General features: G+C 70.0%; 18 protein-coding genes. 13 read left to right on the top strand and 5 right to left on the bottom strand.

The genetic code is table 11. From position 1 onward, the window contains the following. Window positions 1–19: 19 nt before the first annotated feature. The 10 genes from VF106_RS28530 (at window position 20) to VF106_RS28485 (ending at window position 8,845) form a co-directional block, all read left to right on the top strand. Complete coding sequence (locus VF106_RS28530; protein WP_330842949.1) at window positions 20–499, top strand: helix-turn-helix transcriptional regulator; 480 nt, start codon at window positions 20–22, stop codon at window positions 497–499. Window positions 500–522: 23 nt separating this feature from the next. Continuing rightward, a complete protein-coding gene (thpR, locus tag VF106_RS28525; protein ID WP_330842948.1) occupies window positions 523–1,071 on the top strand; it encodes an RNA 2',3'-cyclic phosphodiesterase in 549 nt (182 codons plus the stop codon). A 116-nt stretch (window positions 1,072–1,187) separates the two neighbouring features. Further along, on the top strand, window positions 1,188–1,457 hold the full coding sequence (gene rpsO / locus VF106_RS28520; RefSeq protein ID WP_330842947.1) for a 30S ribosomal protein S15: 270 nt from the start codon (window positions 1,188–1,190) through the stop codon (window positions 1,455–1,457). Between the two features lie 247 nt (window positions 1,458–1,704). Beyond that, window positions 1,705–3,966, top strand: a complete 2,262-nt coding sequence (locus VF106_RS28515; protein WP_330842946.1) for a polyribonucleotide nucleotidyltransferase — start codon at window positions 1,705–1,707, stop codon at window positions 3,964–3,966. A gap of 5 nt (window positions 3,967–3,971) precedes the next feature. After that, window positions 3,972–5,291, top strand: coding sequence for a M16 family metallopeptidase (locus VF106_RS28510; RefSeq protein WP_330842945.1), 1,320 nt, complete (start codon window positions 3,972–3,974; stop codon window positions 5,289–5,291). Window positions 5,292–5,297: 6 nt separating this feature from the next. Next, window positions 5,298–6,062: a 4-hydroxy-tetrahydrodipicolinate reductase gene (dapB, locus tag VF106_RS28505; RefSeq protein ID WP_330842944.1), complete on the top strand. Its 765-nt coding sequence runs from the start codon at window positions 5,298–5,300 to the stop codon at window positions 6,060–6,062. A 419-nt stretch (window positions 6,063–6,481) separates the two neighbouring features. Next, window positions 6,482–6,904, top strand: a complete 423-nt coding sequence (locus VF106_RS28500) for an RlpA-like double-psi beta-barrel domain-containing protein (RefSeq protein ID WP_330842943.1) — start codon at window positions 6,482–6,484, stop codon at window positions 6,902–6,904. A 4-nt stretch (window positions 6,905–6,908) separates the two neighbouring features. Beyond that, the gene (locus tag VF106_RS28495) at window positions 6,909–7,511 is read left to right on the top strand and encodes a cell wall protein (RefSeq protein WP_330842942.1); all 603 of its coding nucleotides are present in this window, start codon (window positions 6,909–6,911) and stop codon (window positions 7,509–7,511) included. Beyond that, complete coding sequence (locus VF106_RS28490) at window positions 7,511–8,317, top strand: MauE/DoxX family redox-associated membrane protein (RefSeq protein WP_330842941.1); 807 nt, start codon at window positions 7,511–7,513, stop codon at window positions 8,315–8,317. Before VF106_RS28495 ends, VF106_RS28490 begins: the two co-directional genes overlap by 1 nt. 57 nt (window positions 8,318–8,374) lie before the next feature. Further along, entirely contained in the window at window positions 8,375–8,845 is a 471-nt protein-coding gene (locus VF106_RS28485; RefSeq protein WP_330842940.1) for a DUF4265 domain-containing protein, read from the top strand. 42 nt (window positions 8,846–8,887) lie between these two features. On the opposite strand, the gene VF106_RS28480 is transcribed toward VF106_RS28485, so the two are convergent. From VF106_RS28480 to VF106_RS28470, 3 genes are all read right to left on the bottom strand, one after another. Then, window positions 8,888–9,337: a DoxX family protein gene (locus tag VF106_RS28480; protein WP_330842939.1), complete on the bottom strand. Its 450-nt coding sequence runs from the start codon at window positions 9,335–9,337 to the stop codon at window positions 8,888–8,890. Between the two features lie 93 nt (window positions 9,338–9,430). After that, on the bottom strand, window positions 9,431–9,940 hold the full coding sequence (locus VF106_RS28475) for a hypothetical protein (RefSeq protein WP_330842938.1): 510 nt from the start codon (window positions 9,938–9,940) through the stop codon (window positions 9,431–9,433). 118 nt (window positions 9,941–10,058) lie between these two features. Next, a complete protein-coding gene (locus VF106_RS28470; RefSeq protein WP_330842937.1) occupies window positions 10,059–10,619 on the bottom strand; it encodes a GNAT family N-acetyltransferase in 561 nt (186 codons plus the stop codon). Between the two features lie 85 nt (window positions 10,620–10,704). On the opposite strand from VF106_RS28470, the gene VF106_RS28465 reads away from it, so the two are divergent. From VF106_RS28465 to VF106_RS28455, 3 genes are read left to right on the top strand one after another with little or no spacing between them, the layout of a single operon-like run. Beyond that, on the top strand, window positions 10,705–12,282 hold the full coding sequence (locus tag VF106_RS28465) for a serine/threonine-protein kinase (RefSeq protein WP_330842936.1): 1,578 nt from the start codon (window positions 10,705–10,707) through the stop codon (window positions 12,280–12,282). Window positions 12,283–12,314: 32 nt separating this feature from the next. Then, a complete protein-coding gene (locus VF106_RS28460) occupies window positions 12,315–13,568 on the top strand; it encodes a winged helix-turn-helix domain-containing protein (protein WP_330842935.1) in 1,254 nt (417 codons plus the stop codon). Between the two features lie 36 nt (window positions 13,569–13,604). Beyond that, window positions 13,605–14,573: a hypothetical protein gene (locus VF106_RS28455; RefSeq protein WP_330842934.1), complete on the top strand. Its 969-nt coding sequence runs from the start codon at window positions 13,605–13,607 to the stop codon at window positions 14,571–14,573. A gap of 78 nt (window positions 14,574–14,651) precedes the next feature. Here the strand turns inward: VF106_RS28455 and VF106_RS28450 are convergent, their stop codons facing one another. Together VF106_RS28450 and VF106_RS28445 are read right to left on the bottom strand one after the other, a co-directional pair. Then, entirely contained in the window at window positions 14,652–15,575 is a 924-nt protein-coding gene (locus VF106_RS28450; protein ID WP_330842933.1) for a DUF4097 family beta strand repeat-containing protein, read from the bottom strand. Between the two features lie 5 nt (window positions 15,576–15,580). Then, window positions 15,581–16,117 carry a toxin-antitoxin system HicB family antitoxin gene (locus VF106_RS28445; RefSeq protein WP_330842932.1) on the bottom strand — a complete coding sequence of 179 codons (537 nt, stop codon included), beginning with the start codon at window positions 16,115–16,117 and terminating at the stop codon, window positions 15,581–15,583. Between the last annotated feature and the right edge of the window lie 11 nt (window positions 16,118–16,128).

Genomic DNA, 16,128 nt, shown 5'->3' with positions numbered 1-16,128 from the left:
CTCAGGGGAGTTGCCAAAGGTGGAGGACCACAAGATTGTCCAGCGCAACCTGGCGCTGCAACGCGAGTGGTACGGGGAGCCGCTTGGCGACCGCGTGCGCAGGCTCGTCGTGGCCTTCGACATCTCCCAGGCATACCTCGCCGAGGTGCTCGGCATCAGTGCGCCCATGCTCAGCCAGGTGATGAGCGGCCGCCGCGCCAAGATCGGCAACCCTGCGGTGCTGGCCCGGCTGATCATGCTCGAGCGCAAGATCCTGGTGCCGGACGTGGCGGCCGGCAAGAAGGAGGCCATGGTCCGCGCGCTGGACGAGGTCCGCGCTTCCCGCCCGTCGGTGACCAGGGACAACCTGCCCGTGGACATCGGTCGCAACGACCGGGTCGCGGTCGCCGCGCTGCGCCGGGTCGCCGACGCCACCGACCTGACCGCCGCGGCCGGCATGCTCAACGGACGGTTCCCCGAGCTCGCGGACCTGCTGCGGAGGGCCGGCCAGCCCCAGTAGGGGACATGGCGGATGCTCGGTCCATGGCCCGACTGTTCTCCGCCATCGAGCTGCCGGACGAGGTCCGCGCCGAGTTCGCCGACCGGTTGGCCGGCATGCGGGGCGGTGCGTCCGAACTGAAGTGGGTGCCTCCGGAACGGTGGCACATCACGCTCGGCTTCTACGGCAACCACGAGGACGCCGACCAGCGCGGCGCCTGGTTCCGCGAGCGGGCCGCCGGACACCGCGCGTGCCGGGTGCGGCTGAGCTCGGCCGGCAGGTTCTCCGGTGTGCTGTGGATCGGCGTCGACACCGAGGACGTCGCCGCCCTCCGCGCACTGGCCGGTGCTCTGATCGACCCGCCCACCGACGAGGAGGACTTCGTCCCGCACGTCACCGTGGCCAGGTGGCGGCGCGGGCGGGGAGGAAACGAGCTCGCGAGGGCCGCGGTCGCCGAGCTCGACGGGTATCGTGGACGGTGGTGGCTCACCAACGAGGTGGTGCTGTTCCAAAGCGACCTGACACCGGCCGGGCCGGTGTACACACCGGTGGACCGGGTGCCGCTGTCCGGCGCGCCCGGTAAGCAGCGCTGATTACCCACCTGTTAACCTTGGCCTTTGGGTCCGGCTGCGGTCCGTGGTGGCTGGCACCTGCGATATCCCGGATTTCGGGAACCGACACGGCACATCTCAACCGAGGAGAACAACGAGTGGCGCTGTCCACCGAGCAGAAGAAGAGCATCCTGGGCGAGTACGGGGTCCACGAGAAGGACACCGGCTCCCCGGAGGCCCAGGTCGCGATGCTGACCAAGCGCATCAGCGACCTGACCGAGCACCTGAAGGTGCACAAGCACGACCACCACTCGCGTCGGGGTCTGTTGCTGCTGGTGGGCCGTCGGCGCCGCCTGCTCAACTACCTGACGAAGGTGGACATCGAACGCTACCGGTCGCTCATCCAGCGACTCGGCCTGCGCCGATAGGGACCCGGAGGGGGAGTGGTCAGCAAAGACCGCTCCCCCCGCGTCTATATCGGACTGATAAAGACACATAGGGCGAGCGCTCGCCGCGTGCGGGGATCATCAGATAGCCGGTCCTCGGTAGTGGTCTCCGGGTGAATGAGAACCCCGGGGACTTCGATCGAAGACCGGCCTCGTTCGGACCACGATCCCACGCCCTGTTGCCCCGTATGGGGTGCGCGCGCGCCCGTGAGAAACGAGGAGTTCTTACATGACCGACTTCAGCCAAGCTGGAGTTCACGAGACGACCGCCGTCATCGACAACGGCAGCTTCGGCAAGCGCAGCATCCGCTTCGAGACCGGCCGGCTCGCCCGGCAGGCCGCGGGCAGCGTGGTGGCCTACCTCGACGAGGAGACCATGCTGCTGTCCGCCACCACGGCGTCCAAGCACCCGAAGGAGCACTTCGACTTCTTCCCGCTGACGGTCGACGTCGAGGAGCGGATGTACGCGGCGGGCCGGATCCCCGGTTCGTTCTTCCGCCGTGAGGGTCGGCCGTCCACCGACGCGATCCTGACCTGCCGCCTGATCGACCGACCGCTGCGTCCGTCCTTTGTGGACGGTCTGCGCAACGAGATCCAGGTCGTCATCACGGTCCAGTCGCTCAACCCGCAGGACCTGTACGACGTGGTGGCCATCAACGCCGCGTCCGCCTCCACCCAGCTCGCCGGCCTGCCGTTCTCCGGCCCGGTCGGTGGCGTCCGGGTGGCGCTGATCGGCGAGCAGTGGGTCGCGTTCCCGACCCACGAGCAGCTGGAGAAGGCCGCGTTCGACATGGTCGTCGCGGGCCGCGTGGTCGGTGACGGCGACAACGCCGACGTCGCGATCATGATGGTCGAGGCCGAGGCCACCGAGAACGTGCTCGACCTGATCGCCGGTGGCCAGCAGGCGCCGACCGAGGAGGTCGTCGCGTCCGGCCTGGAGGCCGCGAAGCCGTTCATCAAGGTGCTGTGCGAGGCGCAGGCGCGCCTGGCGGAGGTCGCCGCGAAGGAGACCGCCGAGTACCCGACCTACCCCGCGTACCAGCCGGACGCACTGGAGGCCGTGACGGCCGCCGTGTCCGACGAACTCGCCCAGGCGCTGACGATCGCGGGCAAGCAGGAGCGCGAGGCGAAGATCGACGAGATCAAGGCCGCCACCCTGGAGAAGGTGGGCGCGGTCGAGGGCGGCGCGTTCGAGGGCCGCGAGAAGGAGGTCGGCGCCGCGTTCCGGTCGCTGAACAAGAAGCTGGTCCGCCAGCGGATCCTCCGCGACAAGGTCCGCATCGACGGCCGTGGCCTCACCGACATCCGGCAGCTGTCCGCCGAGGTCGCCCTGATCCCGAGGGCGCACGGCTCGGCGCTGTTCGAGCGCGGCGAGACCCAGATCCTGGGTGTCACCACGCTGAACATGCTGCGCATGGAGCAGCAGATCGACTCGCTGTCCCCGGAGACGCACAAGCGCTACCTGCACCACTACAACTTCCCGCCGTTCTCCACCGGTGAGACCGGCCGCGTCGGCTCGCCGAAGCGGCGCGAGATCGGCCACGGCGCGCTCGCCGAGCGGGCCCTGGTGCCGGTGCTGCCGAAGCGGGACGAGTTCCCGTACGCCATCCGCCAGGTCTCCGAGGCGCTGGGCTCCAACGGCTCGACCTCGATGGGGTCGGTGTGCGCGTCCACCATGTCGCTGCTCAACGCCGGTGTGCCGCTGAAGGCGCCGGTCTCGGGCATCGCCATGGGCCTGGTGTCCGACGAGGTCGACGGCGAGACCCGCTACGTCGCGCTGACCGACATCCTCGGCGCCGAGGACGCGTTCGGTGACATGGACTTCAAGGTCGCCGGCACCAAGGAGTTCGTGACCGCGCTGCAGCTGGACACGAAGCTCGACGGCATCCCGTCCGACGTGCTCGCCGGCGCGCTGGCCCAGGCCCGCGACGCCCGCTACACGATCCTGGAGGTCATGGCCGAGGCCATCGCCGGCCCGGACGAGATGAGCGCCTACGCGCCGCGCGTCACCAGCGTGAAGATCCCGGTCGACAAGATCGGCGAGGTCATCGGCCCGAAGGGCAAGATGATCAACTCGATCACCGAGGAGACCGGCGCCGACATCTCCATCGAGGACGACGGCACGATCTACGTCGGTGCGGCGGACGGCCCGTCCGCCGAGGCCGCGATCTCCAAGATCAACGCCATCGCCAACCCGCAGCTGCCCAAGGTCGGCGAGCGGTTCCTCGGCACGGTGGTCAAGACGGCCGCGTTCGGCGCGTTCGTCTCGCTGCTGCCCGGCAAGGACGGCCTCGTCCACATCTCGAAGCTGGGCAACGGTAAGCGCATCGGCAAGGTCGAGGACGTGGTCAAGGTCGGCGACAAGCTCCGCGTGGAGATCGCCGACATCGACCAGCGCGGCAAGATCAGCCTGGTGCCGGTCAAGGAAGAGGGCGACAAGCCGGCCGAGAAGGCCGAGCCCGCCAAGTCCGACACCCCCGCCGAGGCCTAACCACGTTGGCGAAGAACGGAAGCACCCGGCTGCTCGAGCGAACCGAGAGCGGGTGCGAGGTCAAGCGCACCGTGCTCCCCGGCGGTCTTCGAGTGATCACCGAGCACGTGCCGGGCGTCCGGTCGGCCTCGGTCGGCGTCTGGGTGGGCGTGGGTTCCCGCGACGAACAGCAGTCCGTCGCGGGGGCCGCCCACTACCTCGAACACCTGCTGTTCAAGGGCACCGCGAAGCGCACCGCGGTGCAGATCGCCGAGGAGATCGACGCGGTCGGCGGTGAGCTCAACGCGTTCACCGCCAAGGAACACACCTGCTACTACGCGCACGTGCTCGACACCGACCTGCCGCTCGCCATGGACCTGGTGTGCGACGTCGTGTTCGACGCCGTGCTCGCCGAGCGGGACATGGAGATCGAGCGCAGCGTGGTCCTCGAGGAGATCGCCATGCGCGACGACGACCCCGAGGACCTGCTGCACGACACGTTCTGCGAGGCCCTGCTGAACGGCCACCCGCTCGGGCGGCCGGTGCTCGGCACCGAGGAGTCGATCACCGGCATGAGCCGGACCGCGCTGAACGGGTTCTACAGGCGCCGCTACGCCATGCCGAAGATGGTGATCGCCGCCGCCGGCAACATCGACCACGCGACCGTGCTGCGGCACGCGCGGCGGTTGCTGCGTGACCGGCTGACCGGCGACCAGGCGCCGAACGCACCCCGGACGGGGCGGGCGCGGATCGCCAAGCCGCAGAAGTTCGTGCTGCACAGCGACGACACCGAGCAGGCGCACCTGATGCTCGGCATGCGGGCGCTCGACCGCCACGACCCACGCCGGTGGACGCTCGGCGTCCTGAACACCGCGCTGGGCGGCGGGATGAGCTCGCGGTTGTTCCAGGAGGTGCGGGAGCGGCGCGGGCTCGCCTACCAGGTGTACTCGTCGGTGGCGTCCTACGCGGACACCGGCCACCTGTCGGTGTACGCGGGCTGTCAGCCGGACCGCCTCGGTTCGGTCGCGGGCGTCGTCCACTCGGTGCTGGCGGAGGTCGCGGCTGACGGGTTCTCCGACGCCGAGGTCGCGCGGGCGAAGGGCCAGCTGCGGGGCAACCTTGTGCTGGGGCTGGAGGACACCAGCTCGCGGATGTCGCGGATCGGCAAGGGCGAGCTGAGCTACCACGAATACCTGACCGTGGAGCAGACGCTGGAGCGGATCGACGCGGTCCGTGCCGACGACGTCGCCGAGCTGGCGGCGGAGCTGTTGAACCGTCCGGTCGCGACGGCGTTGGTGGGCCCCTACGCTCACGCGGACGACGTCCCGACCGAAGTGGTGAGGTGATCTCGAGTGGCGCGGTCTGGAGACAACCCGATCCGTGTCGGTGTGCTGGGTGCCCGTGGGCGGATGGGCGCGGAGGTGTGCCGCGCCGTCGAGGCGGCGCCGGACATGGAGATCGTCGCGAAGGTCGACGCCGACGACTGGCTGGGTGACATCGCGGACGCCGGCGCCGAGGTGGTCGTGGACTTCACCCACCCCGACGCCGTGATGGACAACCTCCGGTTCTGCGTGGAGCACGACATCCGCTGTGTGGTCGGCACGTCCGGCTTCACGGTGGACCGCCAGGACACGGTCCGCGAGTGGCTGTCGCACAAGCCCTCGCTTGGCGTGCTGATCGCGCCGAACTTCGCGCTGGGCGCCGTGCTGTCGATGAAGTTCGCCGAGCTCGCCGCCCGGTACTACCCGTCGGCCGAGATCATCGAGCTGCACCACGCCGGCAAGGCGGACGCCCCCTCCGGCACCGCCGCCCACACGGCGTCCCTGATCGCGGCCGCCCGCGCGTCGGCCGGCCTCGGCAAGGCCCCGGACGCGACGACGTCCGCCCTGGACGGTGCCCGCGGCGCCCTGGTCGACGACGTCCCGGTCCACTCCGTCCGGTTGGTCGGCCTGGTGGCACACCAGGAAGTCCTGTTCGGCGGTGAGGGCGAGACCCTGACCATCCGGCACGACTCACTGGACCGGAAGTCGTTCATGCCGGGCGTCCTGCTCGGCGTGCGAGAGATCCTGGACCGCACGGGCCTGACGGTAGGCCTGGAGAACGTCCTCTCGCTCTGAGTCGCCCATACCTCGAAGGGGCCCTTCAGGGCGCTCAACCACCGATGGTCTCGGTGGTCCCGCTGAGCGGTTTCGGGCGATGTCCTGAAAGACGCGTTCGTGTCGTTGAACGTCCCGATCGCGTCTTTCAGGACACCAGCCATCGGTGGCTCAACGTCCTGAAGGGTCCCTTCGGTACATGCGGAACTACTCCAGTTGGCGGGCGCGCGAATCGGTGATCGCGAAGTAGCGTCGATCTGTCAGTTGATAACTAACTCTTGTCTGTTCGTGCAAAAGTCCCACCCAAACCGGGACCACGCGCGATGAGGGCCAGGCGAGAGATCAGGGTGCGTCCGCTCGTGAGCGCGAGCGGGTTCGCCCCTGCTCGTCTGCCCGAGAACGCACGTGGCTCCCCGGGGCATCCCCGAAGGGAGCGACACATGGCACAAGATACGAGGGCGCCGGCGACGTCCGAGGCGTCGTGGTTCTGCTGCGGCGCAGGCTGGGGACCGTGCGGGTCCGCGGGCGGCGGCGCCTGTGGCAACTGCAGTTCCGGCAGTCGGCACTGCGCGTGGCCCAACACGTCCGACGCGTGCTTTGCCATCACCAGGCCGGACAAGTGCGGTGACGACCTCTTACGCCGCACCTGCGGGCACACCTTCTACGTCAAGAACCTTTGCGGCACAACGGAAATCGCGGTGAAGATCGCGGACTGCGGGCCGCAGACGGACCTGTGGTGCGGCGAGCGTTCGTGCTGCAGCGGGAACTGTGCGACCAACCGCCTGCTGGACCTGACCCCGGCGGCGTACAGCGCGATCGGGAACCTGTCCAGCGGCATCATGCCCGTCACCCTGAGGAGCTGAGACCATGTCGGACATCCTGGGACGTAGGCGTTTCCTGTCCAGCGCCGTGCTCGGCACGACCGCGACCGTGGTCACGGCGACGACGATCGGCTCGGTCGCCCCCGAGGCCATGGCCGATCCCAAGCTCGACGTCGAGGCCGGCGCACCGGACCCGAACTTCGTCGAGGGCCGGATCACCGGCATCGCCGGCGGGCTGTTGATCGTCACCTCGTCGGACCGCACGCTCAACCAGATCCACCTCACCAAGGCCACCAGTGTGTGGAAGCTGCGCCCGACCACCGCGGACGCGGCCAAGGTCGGCGACGGCCTCTACGCGCGCGGCGTGCGGATGCCCGACGGCACGCTCGCCGCCGACGCGATCTGGCTCAACATCGTGAACCTCCAGGTGCACATCACGTCCATCGGCCGGAGCGTGGTGCACATGGACCACCACGGCGACCGGATCGTCGGGCACGTGGTTTCCGGTACCACCGCGGCGGTCTACAACAACACGCCCGCGGTCAGCGACCTCTCGCTGTTGGAGGTGGGCAGACACGCGCAGGTGATCGGCGCGTGGCGGCCGGACACCAACGAGGTCGAGCTGGCCACCGTCTACGCGGCGGCCTGATGGTCGCCGTCGAATGGCTCGCGAGCACGCAACACGTCGTGGTCGGCGTGGTGCTGCTGTGGGCGAGCGGGTTCAAACTGTTGCACCGCAACGCGTCCGCGACCGCGCGCCGGTCCGTGCTCGCCAAGTTGGTCGGTACGGAAAGGGTTGTTCGCGCGTACCGCGCGGTCGGTGTCGTCGAGGCCGTCGTCGCGCTTTTGCTGCTCGCGCCACCCGCGTATCCGGCGGAGGCGTACGCGGCGGCGGTGCTGTCCGCGGCCATGCTGGCTTACCTGGCATACGGCAAGTGGAAGGCGCCGGACTCCTCGTGTGGCTGTCTCGGCGAGAAGCACACGCCCGTGCGGGGTCGCGGTTTCGCGCGTGCCGGTCTGCTGTTGGTGACGAGTGCGTTCGCCGCGACGGCGACCGGGGCACCTGACCGTCCATTCGCGACACTGGGCGTGGTGCTCGTCGAGTTGGGCGTCGTGGTCGCGCTGTCGCCGGAACTGGACCACCGGTGGTTGCTTCCGTTGCGGCGCTGGCGGGTCCGGGTGCGGCATCCACTGGCCACGACGCGCGCGGTCGAGGTGCCGGTGGAGTCGACGGTGCGGCAGCTGTGGAAGAGCACCGCGTACCAGTCGGTGGTCGAGCAGTTGACCTCCGACCTGCTGGACCACTGGGACGAGGGAGAGTGGCGCCTGCTGGCCTACGCCGCCCGCACCCCGTCCGGTCCGGCGACCGCGGTGTTCGCGGTGCCCAGGCTGGCGTACGAGCCGGACCGGGTTCGCGTCGCACTGGTGCCGGAAGAAGAGGTCGCCCTGGTGTAGTCACTGGTACGGGCGGTTGATCTGCGGTTCCGCCGCCCGTACGCCAGACTGTGCGCCATGACGGACCAGGTGCGCGTCTGCTTCGCGTTGGAGCAGGACGCGGAAGGTTGGCCGCCGGTGGCCGTCGAGCGGATGTGGGCCACGACGACCCAGCGGGACAACGTGGTCGTGCTGGACAACATCCCGTTCTTCGTGCGTGGCGTCGCGTGCTTCGACGTCGTCGCGGTCAACCAGGACGAGGCGGGGGTTTTCTGGGCGGAGAAGACGATCAGGTGGTCCGGCAACTGCACCATCAGGGTCATCCCGTTCCGCAGTGGTCCCCTCCACGGTGACCGACAGGCGGTGCTCGACGCGTTCGCGCCGCTCGGGGTCGAGGGGGAGGGGGTCGAGCAGTACGGCATGGTCGCGCTCAACGTGCCGGCCGACGCCGACCTCGTTGCGGTGAAACGGCTTCTGCGGGAGGGCGAGGAGGACAAACGTTGGGCCTACGAGGAAGGCTGCGTCGGCGACGCGTGGGAGGAAGCCTGAAGCCCGGGTGACCAGCGGTCACCCGGGCTTCATCGCGGATGGTCAGCGGCGGCGGCGCAGGGCGTCGATGGCGAACGCGCCCGGGCCGAGGACACCGATCAGCAGGAAGATCCAGGCGTACAGCGCGGCGGGCTCGCCGCCGTTGGGGATGGGGAACAGCGCGATCGGCTGGTGCACGGTGAAGTAGGCGTAGGCCATCGCACCCGAGCACAGCAGCGCGGCGGTGCGGGTGAACAGGCCGACCATCACCAGGGCGCCCGCGACGAGGTGGATGAGGGAGGCCCAACCGCCCGGCCAGCTCAGCGGGTCGATGGTGCCGCCCTGGCCGTCGACACCGCCGAAGGCGCCCCACAGGCCGACCAGGCCGTGGAGGATGAACAGGAACGACACCACCACGCGGGTCGCGGCGATTGCCCAGGACGGCAGCTTCGCGCTGATGGGCGAGCCGGCGGAGACGCTGGTGGCGGTCGGGGTGTGCAGGGTCGCGGTCATGACTGGATGTCCTTCCGAACGGGTGCGTTTCGGCGTCTTCACCACGACGTCGAACGAGCCGCGACCGGATCGACAACCCAGCCAAGGAATTTTTCAGAAGAACCAGCCCGCGCACACGGCGGGTGACGCCGCCAGGGCGCTGAACCTGATGAAACGCCCGACCAGGCCTGCGCCGAGGAACGCGGTGAGGCTCATCCGCACCATGCCGGCCAGCACCGACGTCGCCATGAACGGCGGCAGGCCGAGCACCGAGCTGAGTCCGTACGTGCCGACCATCCATTTCGGGTGGCGGTGACACTTCTCCCGCAACGCCTCGACCCACATGCGGATCCGCTTGGTGCGCCGGTGCCACCGGACACGGCGCGGCGTCTGGAGCCTTTCCTTGCGATGCATGAACTTCGGCAGATGCAGGTCGCCCTTGGCCGCGTAGTAGTAGATCAGCTTGCCGCCCACCTGCCCGACCGCGACGACCGCACCGAGCATCAGCCACGGGATGTGAGGCTGCTGCATCGCGAGGCCGACGAGGAAGATCTCGATGCTGACGAGAGGGAGAAGTGCGGACCCGAACGCGACGCCGAGCGTCAAACCGAGCCACGCGATCACAGGCAAACTCCAGTCGAGGTCAAAGACGGCCGCAGCTTACCTGAGTGCCCTGTGAGAACGGGGTCATGCGGCGGCGACTTCCACTACGGTAGACGTCGGGCGGGGCTTACCGGTTGTGTCAGGTTCGCAACTCGAACGCGAGCGTGCCGGTCAGACGCACTTCTCTCAGTGGTCGCCCGGCCGCGTCGAGTGTGCGCACCGTGCCGTCGGCCGTCCAGCCGGCCCGCTCCCAGAAGCTCAGCGACGCCTTGTCCGCCTCGGCGACCCAGGTGATTCCCCTGGTCAGTCCATTCGCGAGCATGGCCGTGCCCGCGGCAGCGAGCAGCCGGCCGCCATGCCCTCGGCGACCCCAGCGCGGCTCCACGAGCAGCGTGCTCACCAGCGCGACCTGGTCGGCGTCCGGCGCCGGGGTGCCGTCCGCGGCCGACGACTCGTCCTCGGGCGACCTGCCGGCCGCGCAGAAGCCGACGTGCCAACTGCCCTCTGTGGCCACGAACACACGGGCCGGGCCTCGCTCGATGGCGTGGCGCCAGGTCTGTTCGGCCTCCGCCTCGTCGAACCCGTCGAGCACCTCGGCGGGCAGCAGGTCCTGGTAGGCGGCGCGCCACGTGACGAGTTGGATGCGGGCGATCTCGGCCGCGTCGGACGGCTCGGCGGGACGGACGGTGGCTTCGGCCATGCCAGCGAACCTAGAGGATCGTGGGACCGGGTGATCTCGCGATACCGCGCTGATGTGGAAATTTCCTCGGCTACGCTCTTCGCCCGTGACCATCTCCGTCCCCGGCTACCAGATCGGCGATCCGCTGGGGCGCGGCGGCTTCGGCGTGGTCTACCGCGCCCGGCACCTCACGATCGACCGCGAGGTGGCCATCAAGGTGGACACGCGGGTGATCCTCGACGACCGCGACCAGCGCCGGTTCCTCCGCGAGGTCCGTGCCGCGGGACGGCTGTCCGGGCATCCGCACGTGGTGGAGATCTACGACGCGGGTGTGCTGCCGGACTCCCGGCCCTTCATCGTGATGGAGCTGTGCCCCGGCGGCTCGCTCGCACAGCGTGGCCCCCTGCCGCCCCGCGAGGTCGCCGACATCGGCCAGAAGATCGGGGACGCGCTCGCCGCCGCCCACGACCTCGGCGTGCTGCACCGCGACATCAAGCCGGGCAACATCCTCATCAAGCGGTACGGCACGGTCGCCCTCTCCGACTTCGGCCTCGCGGCACTGATGGAGACGGGGCGCGACACGTCGGTCACACTCGAGGCCCTGACCCCGGCGTACGCGGCGCCCGAGCAGTTCCACCTGGCGCCGCCGACACCGCAGTCCGACGTGTACGCGCTGACGGCCACCCTGTACACGCTGTTGGCCGGCCGGCCACCCAGGTACCCACCCGACCGTGAGCTGAGCGTGCCGGAGATCATCCGCCTGCACGACGCCCCGATCGAGGACCTCCCTGGCGTGCCGCCGCAGTTCATGGCCGTGCTGCGGCGCGGGCTGGCCAGGGACCCAGGGCACCGGTACCCGGAGGCGGCGTCGCTGCGGGCCGACCTGTCCCAGCTGAACGTCGGGGACTTCCCCAGTCCTCGGCACGCGGTCACCTCACCGGTGATGACGGTGGCCACACCCCGCCCGTCGAACCCGCCGTCCCCGCCGGCCGGTGTGCGTCCCTTTCCGTCCGGGCCGACCGGGCCGGCGCCGTTCTACCGGCAGGACTCCACACCGACCCAGCCGAAGAAGAAGAACGTGGCCGCGATCTGGCTGAGCGTCGCGCTCGCGGCCGTGCTGGTCCTGGCGGGCGTCTGGTACTTCGTGCTGCGTAACCCCGACAGCGACGGTGGGCAGCGGGCCGCCGACGATCCGGGTAGCCAGACGACCGCACCCGCCACGACCAGCACGAAGACCTCCGCGGAGATCTACGGCGTGCGGACCGTCACCGAGGGCTGCCCCGCGGCCACGGTGGAGGGTGGGCAGGCGGCCTGCGTGGAGAAGGCCGAATGCTGGTCGAGCATGTTCGTGGTCAACGGCGAGATCGAGAGCATCCGGCGGTTGTCGTGTGACCAGGACCACGCCTTCGAGACCTATGCGATCGCGCTCGTGCCGGGCGATGTCGCCGACCCGTTCACGGACGTGCTGGAGGCGCACCCGGTCGTGCAGCAGGTGTGCTCCATGGAGAACCTGATGGCGTCGCGGTTCGGCGAGGCGCTCCAGCTCGGCGAGGAGCGATGGGAGCCGACCATCCTGCCGCCCTCCAGCGACGACAAGTCGACCGAACTGGGCGTCTATCGCTGCGTCTCCTCGATCAACGACACGGAGACGATCACCGGCTCGGCCTTCCGCCCCATCAACTGATTTTTGTCGGTGGTCCATGCCAAGGTGTCGGCATGGAGGTCACGACCACGCCAGGCGCATCCGTCAGTGCGGATGTCGCGCGGCGGATCGCGCTGGGCGCACAGGGGTTCACCGACACACGGCCCGGGGGAGACGTGTCCCGGCGGCACCTGCGGCGGGTGCTCGACCGGGTGCGGCTGATCCAGCTCGACTCGGTGAACGTCGCCGTGCGGGCGCATTACATGCCGCTGTTCTCCCGGCTCGGCCCGTACCCGGCCGAGCTGGTCGACGACGCGGCGTGGACGCACCGCGCCCGCCGGCCACGCTTGCTCGTCGAGTACTGGGCGCACGAGGCGAGCCTGTTGCCGGTCGCGGACTGGCCGCTGTTCCGGTGGCGGATGCGGGAGTACGAGCGCAAGTACGCGTCCCGGTTCGCGTCTCTGTTGAAGGACGCCCCCGGCCTGTTCGACGACGTGTTGGCCGCGGTCAAGGAGTTGGGCCCGATCGGAGCCGGACCGCTCGAGGACGAGTTGGGGCTGGCAGAGGGCCGGGCCAAGAAGGCGCCTGGCGGCTGGTGGAACCGGTCCGCGGTCAAGCACGCGTGCGAGTGGCTGTTCGCCACCGGTGAGCTGACCACCGGAACGCGGCGGGGATTCCAGCGCCTGTACGACTTACCCGAGCGGGTGCTCCCGCCCGAGACGTTGTCCGCGCCGCCGGTGTCCGACGAGGAGGCCGCGCGGCAGTTGATGCTGCGTGCCGCGTCCGCGCACGGCATCGGCACCGAGCCGGACCTGCGGGACTACTACCGGCTGCCGCCCGCCCGCAGCAAGGTCGCCCTGGCCGACCTGGTCGAGCAGGGCCTGGTCGAGGCGGTGACCGTGCAGGGGTGGCAGCACCCGGCGTACCGGCACGTCGACGCCCGCACCCCCCGGCAGGTCACGGGCCGCGCGTTGCTGTGCCCGTTCGACCCGTTGATCTGGCGGCGGGAGCGGACCGAGCGGATCTTCGATTTCCACTACCGCATCGAGATCTACGTGCCGGAGCCGAAACGGGTCTACGGCTACTACGTTTTCCCGTTCCTGCTCGACGGTCAGCTCGTCGGCCGCGTCGACCTGAAGACCGACCGGATGGCGGGCGTGTTGCGGGCCCGGGGCGTGTTCGCCGAGCCGGGCGTCGACACCGCTCGCGTGGCACGCGAACTGGCGGAAGAACTACGCACGATGGCCCTCTGGCTCGAACTCGACGCGGTGGAGGTCGGGTCCAATGGCAACTTGGTGAAGGAGGTGCGCGCCGCCCTCAAGGCATGAATTAGGATCCCGGGCCTGATTTGTCTTGGGGGACAAGTGGATATCGACAATCTGGACGATCATCCGGACCTGCGTGACCTCCGTCTGTCCAAAAAGGACGAACGGGAGGCGCGGGCCGAGTGGCGGCGCCGGCAGCGGCAGGTGGTCGGCCCGTCGCGGGAGCCGTCGTTCCTGCGGCGGCACCGGGTCGCGGTGGTGTCGATCGTGGCGCTGGCGGTGCTGTTGGTGGTGAGCGCGGTGCTCGCCGACCGCAACCGGCTGAGCGTCACCGAGATGTCACCGCCGAACACGGACCGCCCGAGCGTGGACCTGTCGCGGCCGTTCGCCGGCACGCCGACGGAGGGCTGGGGGGACGGGGCGGCGGGCATCGTGCCACCAGCGGCCGCTCCCGTCGGCACGTACTCGGCGGAGCAGGTGGCGGCCGCGTACCAGCGGGTGCGGCAGGTGCTGATCACGGCACGGCTCAACCCGGCGGTGCTGGAGGAGCACGACCACGAGCCCTACCTGGCACTGCTGGCACCGTCGGCGCGTGCGACCGCGACCCGGGACCTGGCGCAGCCGTCCCGAGTTGGCTACGCACTGGCGACCCGCATCGCCGACGGTTTCCACCTGCTGCCGGCGACACCGAAGGTCATGGGCGAGATGTGGGCGGAACAGGCCCCCGACGGCGCGCTGACGGTGCACACGAACTACGTCTTCGCCTATGCCTTCGCCCCGTCCGCCCCGGACCGTCTCAACGACCTGATGGACATCGTGACGGTGGACCGCTTCGAGGCGGACTACACGATCACCGACGAACGCTGGCCCGAAACGGACCGCGGCCTGTCGCCAGGTCCGGTACGCGGCTACGGCTACTCGATAGCCTGCGACGCCTACCAACGAGGCGAACTGGCCCCGAGCTACAGCGGACAACGCCAACCGCCAGACCCCGACGACGGCCTCGACGCGACAGCGGCTTTCGACCTGGAGTATCCGCTGCCGACCACGTCGTCCTGCCCGGGCTGAGCCCGCGGTCACCCTCGTCGTCCGGGTGACGTCTCCGGTGCTGGAGCCGTCACCCGGACGAACCCCCGTCGGTCGTGGCTATTCGATCGCGGTGGTGACCACCGCGTTGCCGGAGCCGGTGCGGCCGCGGATGCGTAGCGAGGGCTTGTTCTCCGGCGGCGTGGTCGTCAGGTCCAGCTCGCTGCGGGCTTCGCCGGAGCCGGAGGACAGGTCGACCTCCGCCGGGCTGCCCTTGCGGATGCCGACGTGGATGGCGCCGGAGCCGGTGTGGAGCTCCAGCTGTCCGGACGCCGCGTTCGCGACGGTCACGCGGCCGCTGCCGGTGCGGGCCATGACATCGCCCGTCACGCCGCCCAGCCACACGTCACCGCTGCCCGTGACCACCGTGCTGGCGCCACCGACGGCGGTCACCTCGATGTCGCCCGTGCCGGTCTTCGCCCGCAGGCCGGCGGTCATCGGGCCGAGGCGGACGGTGCCGGAACCGGTGTCGACCTGTGCCTTGCCCTCGGCCTGGTCGGACGTGACGCGACCGGAACCGGTGTGTACGGCCAGGCGGCCGGCGCGGCCGGAGACCGTCACGTTGCCCGAGCCGGTGCGGGCGTCCACATGGGACCCGAGTGGCGCCTGCACCGACACCGCGATCGGCACGTTCCGCAGCTGCAGCTCCTTCGGGGTCTGCACCTTCAGACGGCCGGCCGTGTAGTCCACCGTGGTCTGCCGGACGGCCTCCGCCTCCACGCTCGACTCGGCCGGCACCGACTCGCCGAACTGCCCGCTGAACTGGGGGAACTGGGTGTTGACCCAGCTGACCAGGCTCGTGATGCCCTGCGTCCACGGGCTGCCGGCGGCCGGGTCGTGGCGGATCTCGACGTGCACACCCGGCTCGTCGACCAGTCGCACGGTGATGGCGCCGCCCCCGGTCGAGAGGCTCAGCTCCACCGGCCCCTCGGTCTCGAAACTCTGCCGGCGCACGATGCCGCTGTCGGCTTGCTCGTCGTTCATCGCCGTCACCCCTCGTACCAGCCGTGCACGCGGGACGAGCCCTGCCCGCGTTCCGGGCCGGCGTTCCAACCGCGGCTCCACTCCCGGCTCCATTCCTTGCCGCCGAAGCCGCCCTTGCGGTGCAGCGCCCCCTGGACGGCCTGCTGCACGAACGTGTTCAGCGAGACCCCCTGCGCCGCCGCCGCCTGCTCGGCCTTCGCCTTGAGCTGCTCGAACAGCCGCAGCGTCATCCTGCTCATGTCGCCCCCTGAGTCGTCGACCGGCGGGACGTCGTCCGCGCGTGGGTCCTCGTGCGGCGCCCCCCGGCCGGTGACCACCACCTGCACGTCGCGTCCGGCGAGGCGGACGTCCACGACGTGGTCGTCCAGCGAGGCGGTGACCTCGGCGGCCAGGTCGGACAGCGCGTTCATGATCGCGAGGCGCGCGGCGGGCTCCAGCGCCGCCGCGAGCACCTCAGCAGCGCGGCGGGTGTTCTCGTCGCCGGCCGACGCGGCCGTGATGAGGTCCTCCCGCAACGAGGCGATGTACGGTGTGAGATCCATGACGCCATGGT

The sequence above is a fragment of the Actinophytocola sp. genome (assembly GCF_036378875.1).
Lineage (GTDB): Bacteria > Actinomycetota > Actinomycetes > Mycobacteriales > Pseudonocardiaceae > Actinophytocola.
The sequence above is the reverse complement of the archived record's forward strand: the minus strand, read 5'-3'. Positions and strand labels throughout refer to the sequence as shown.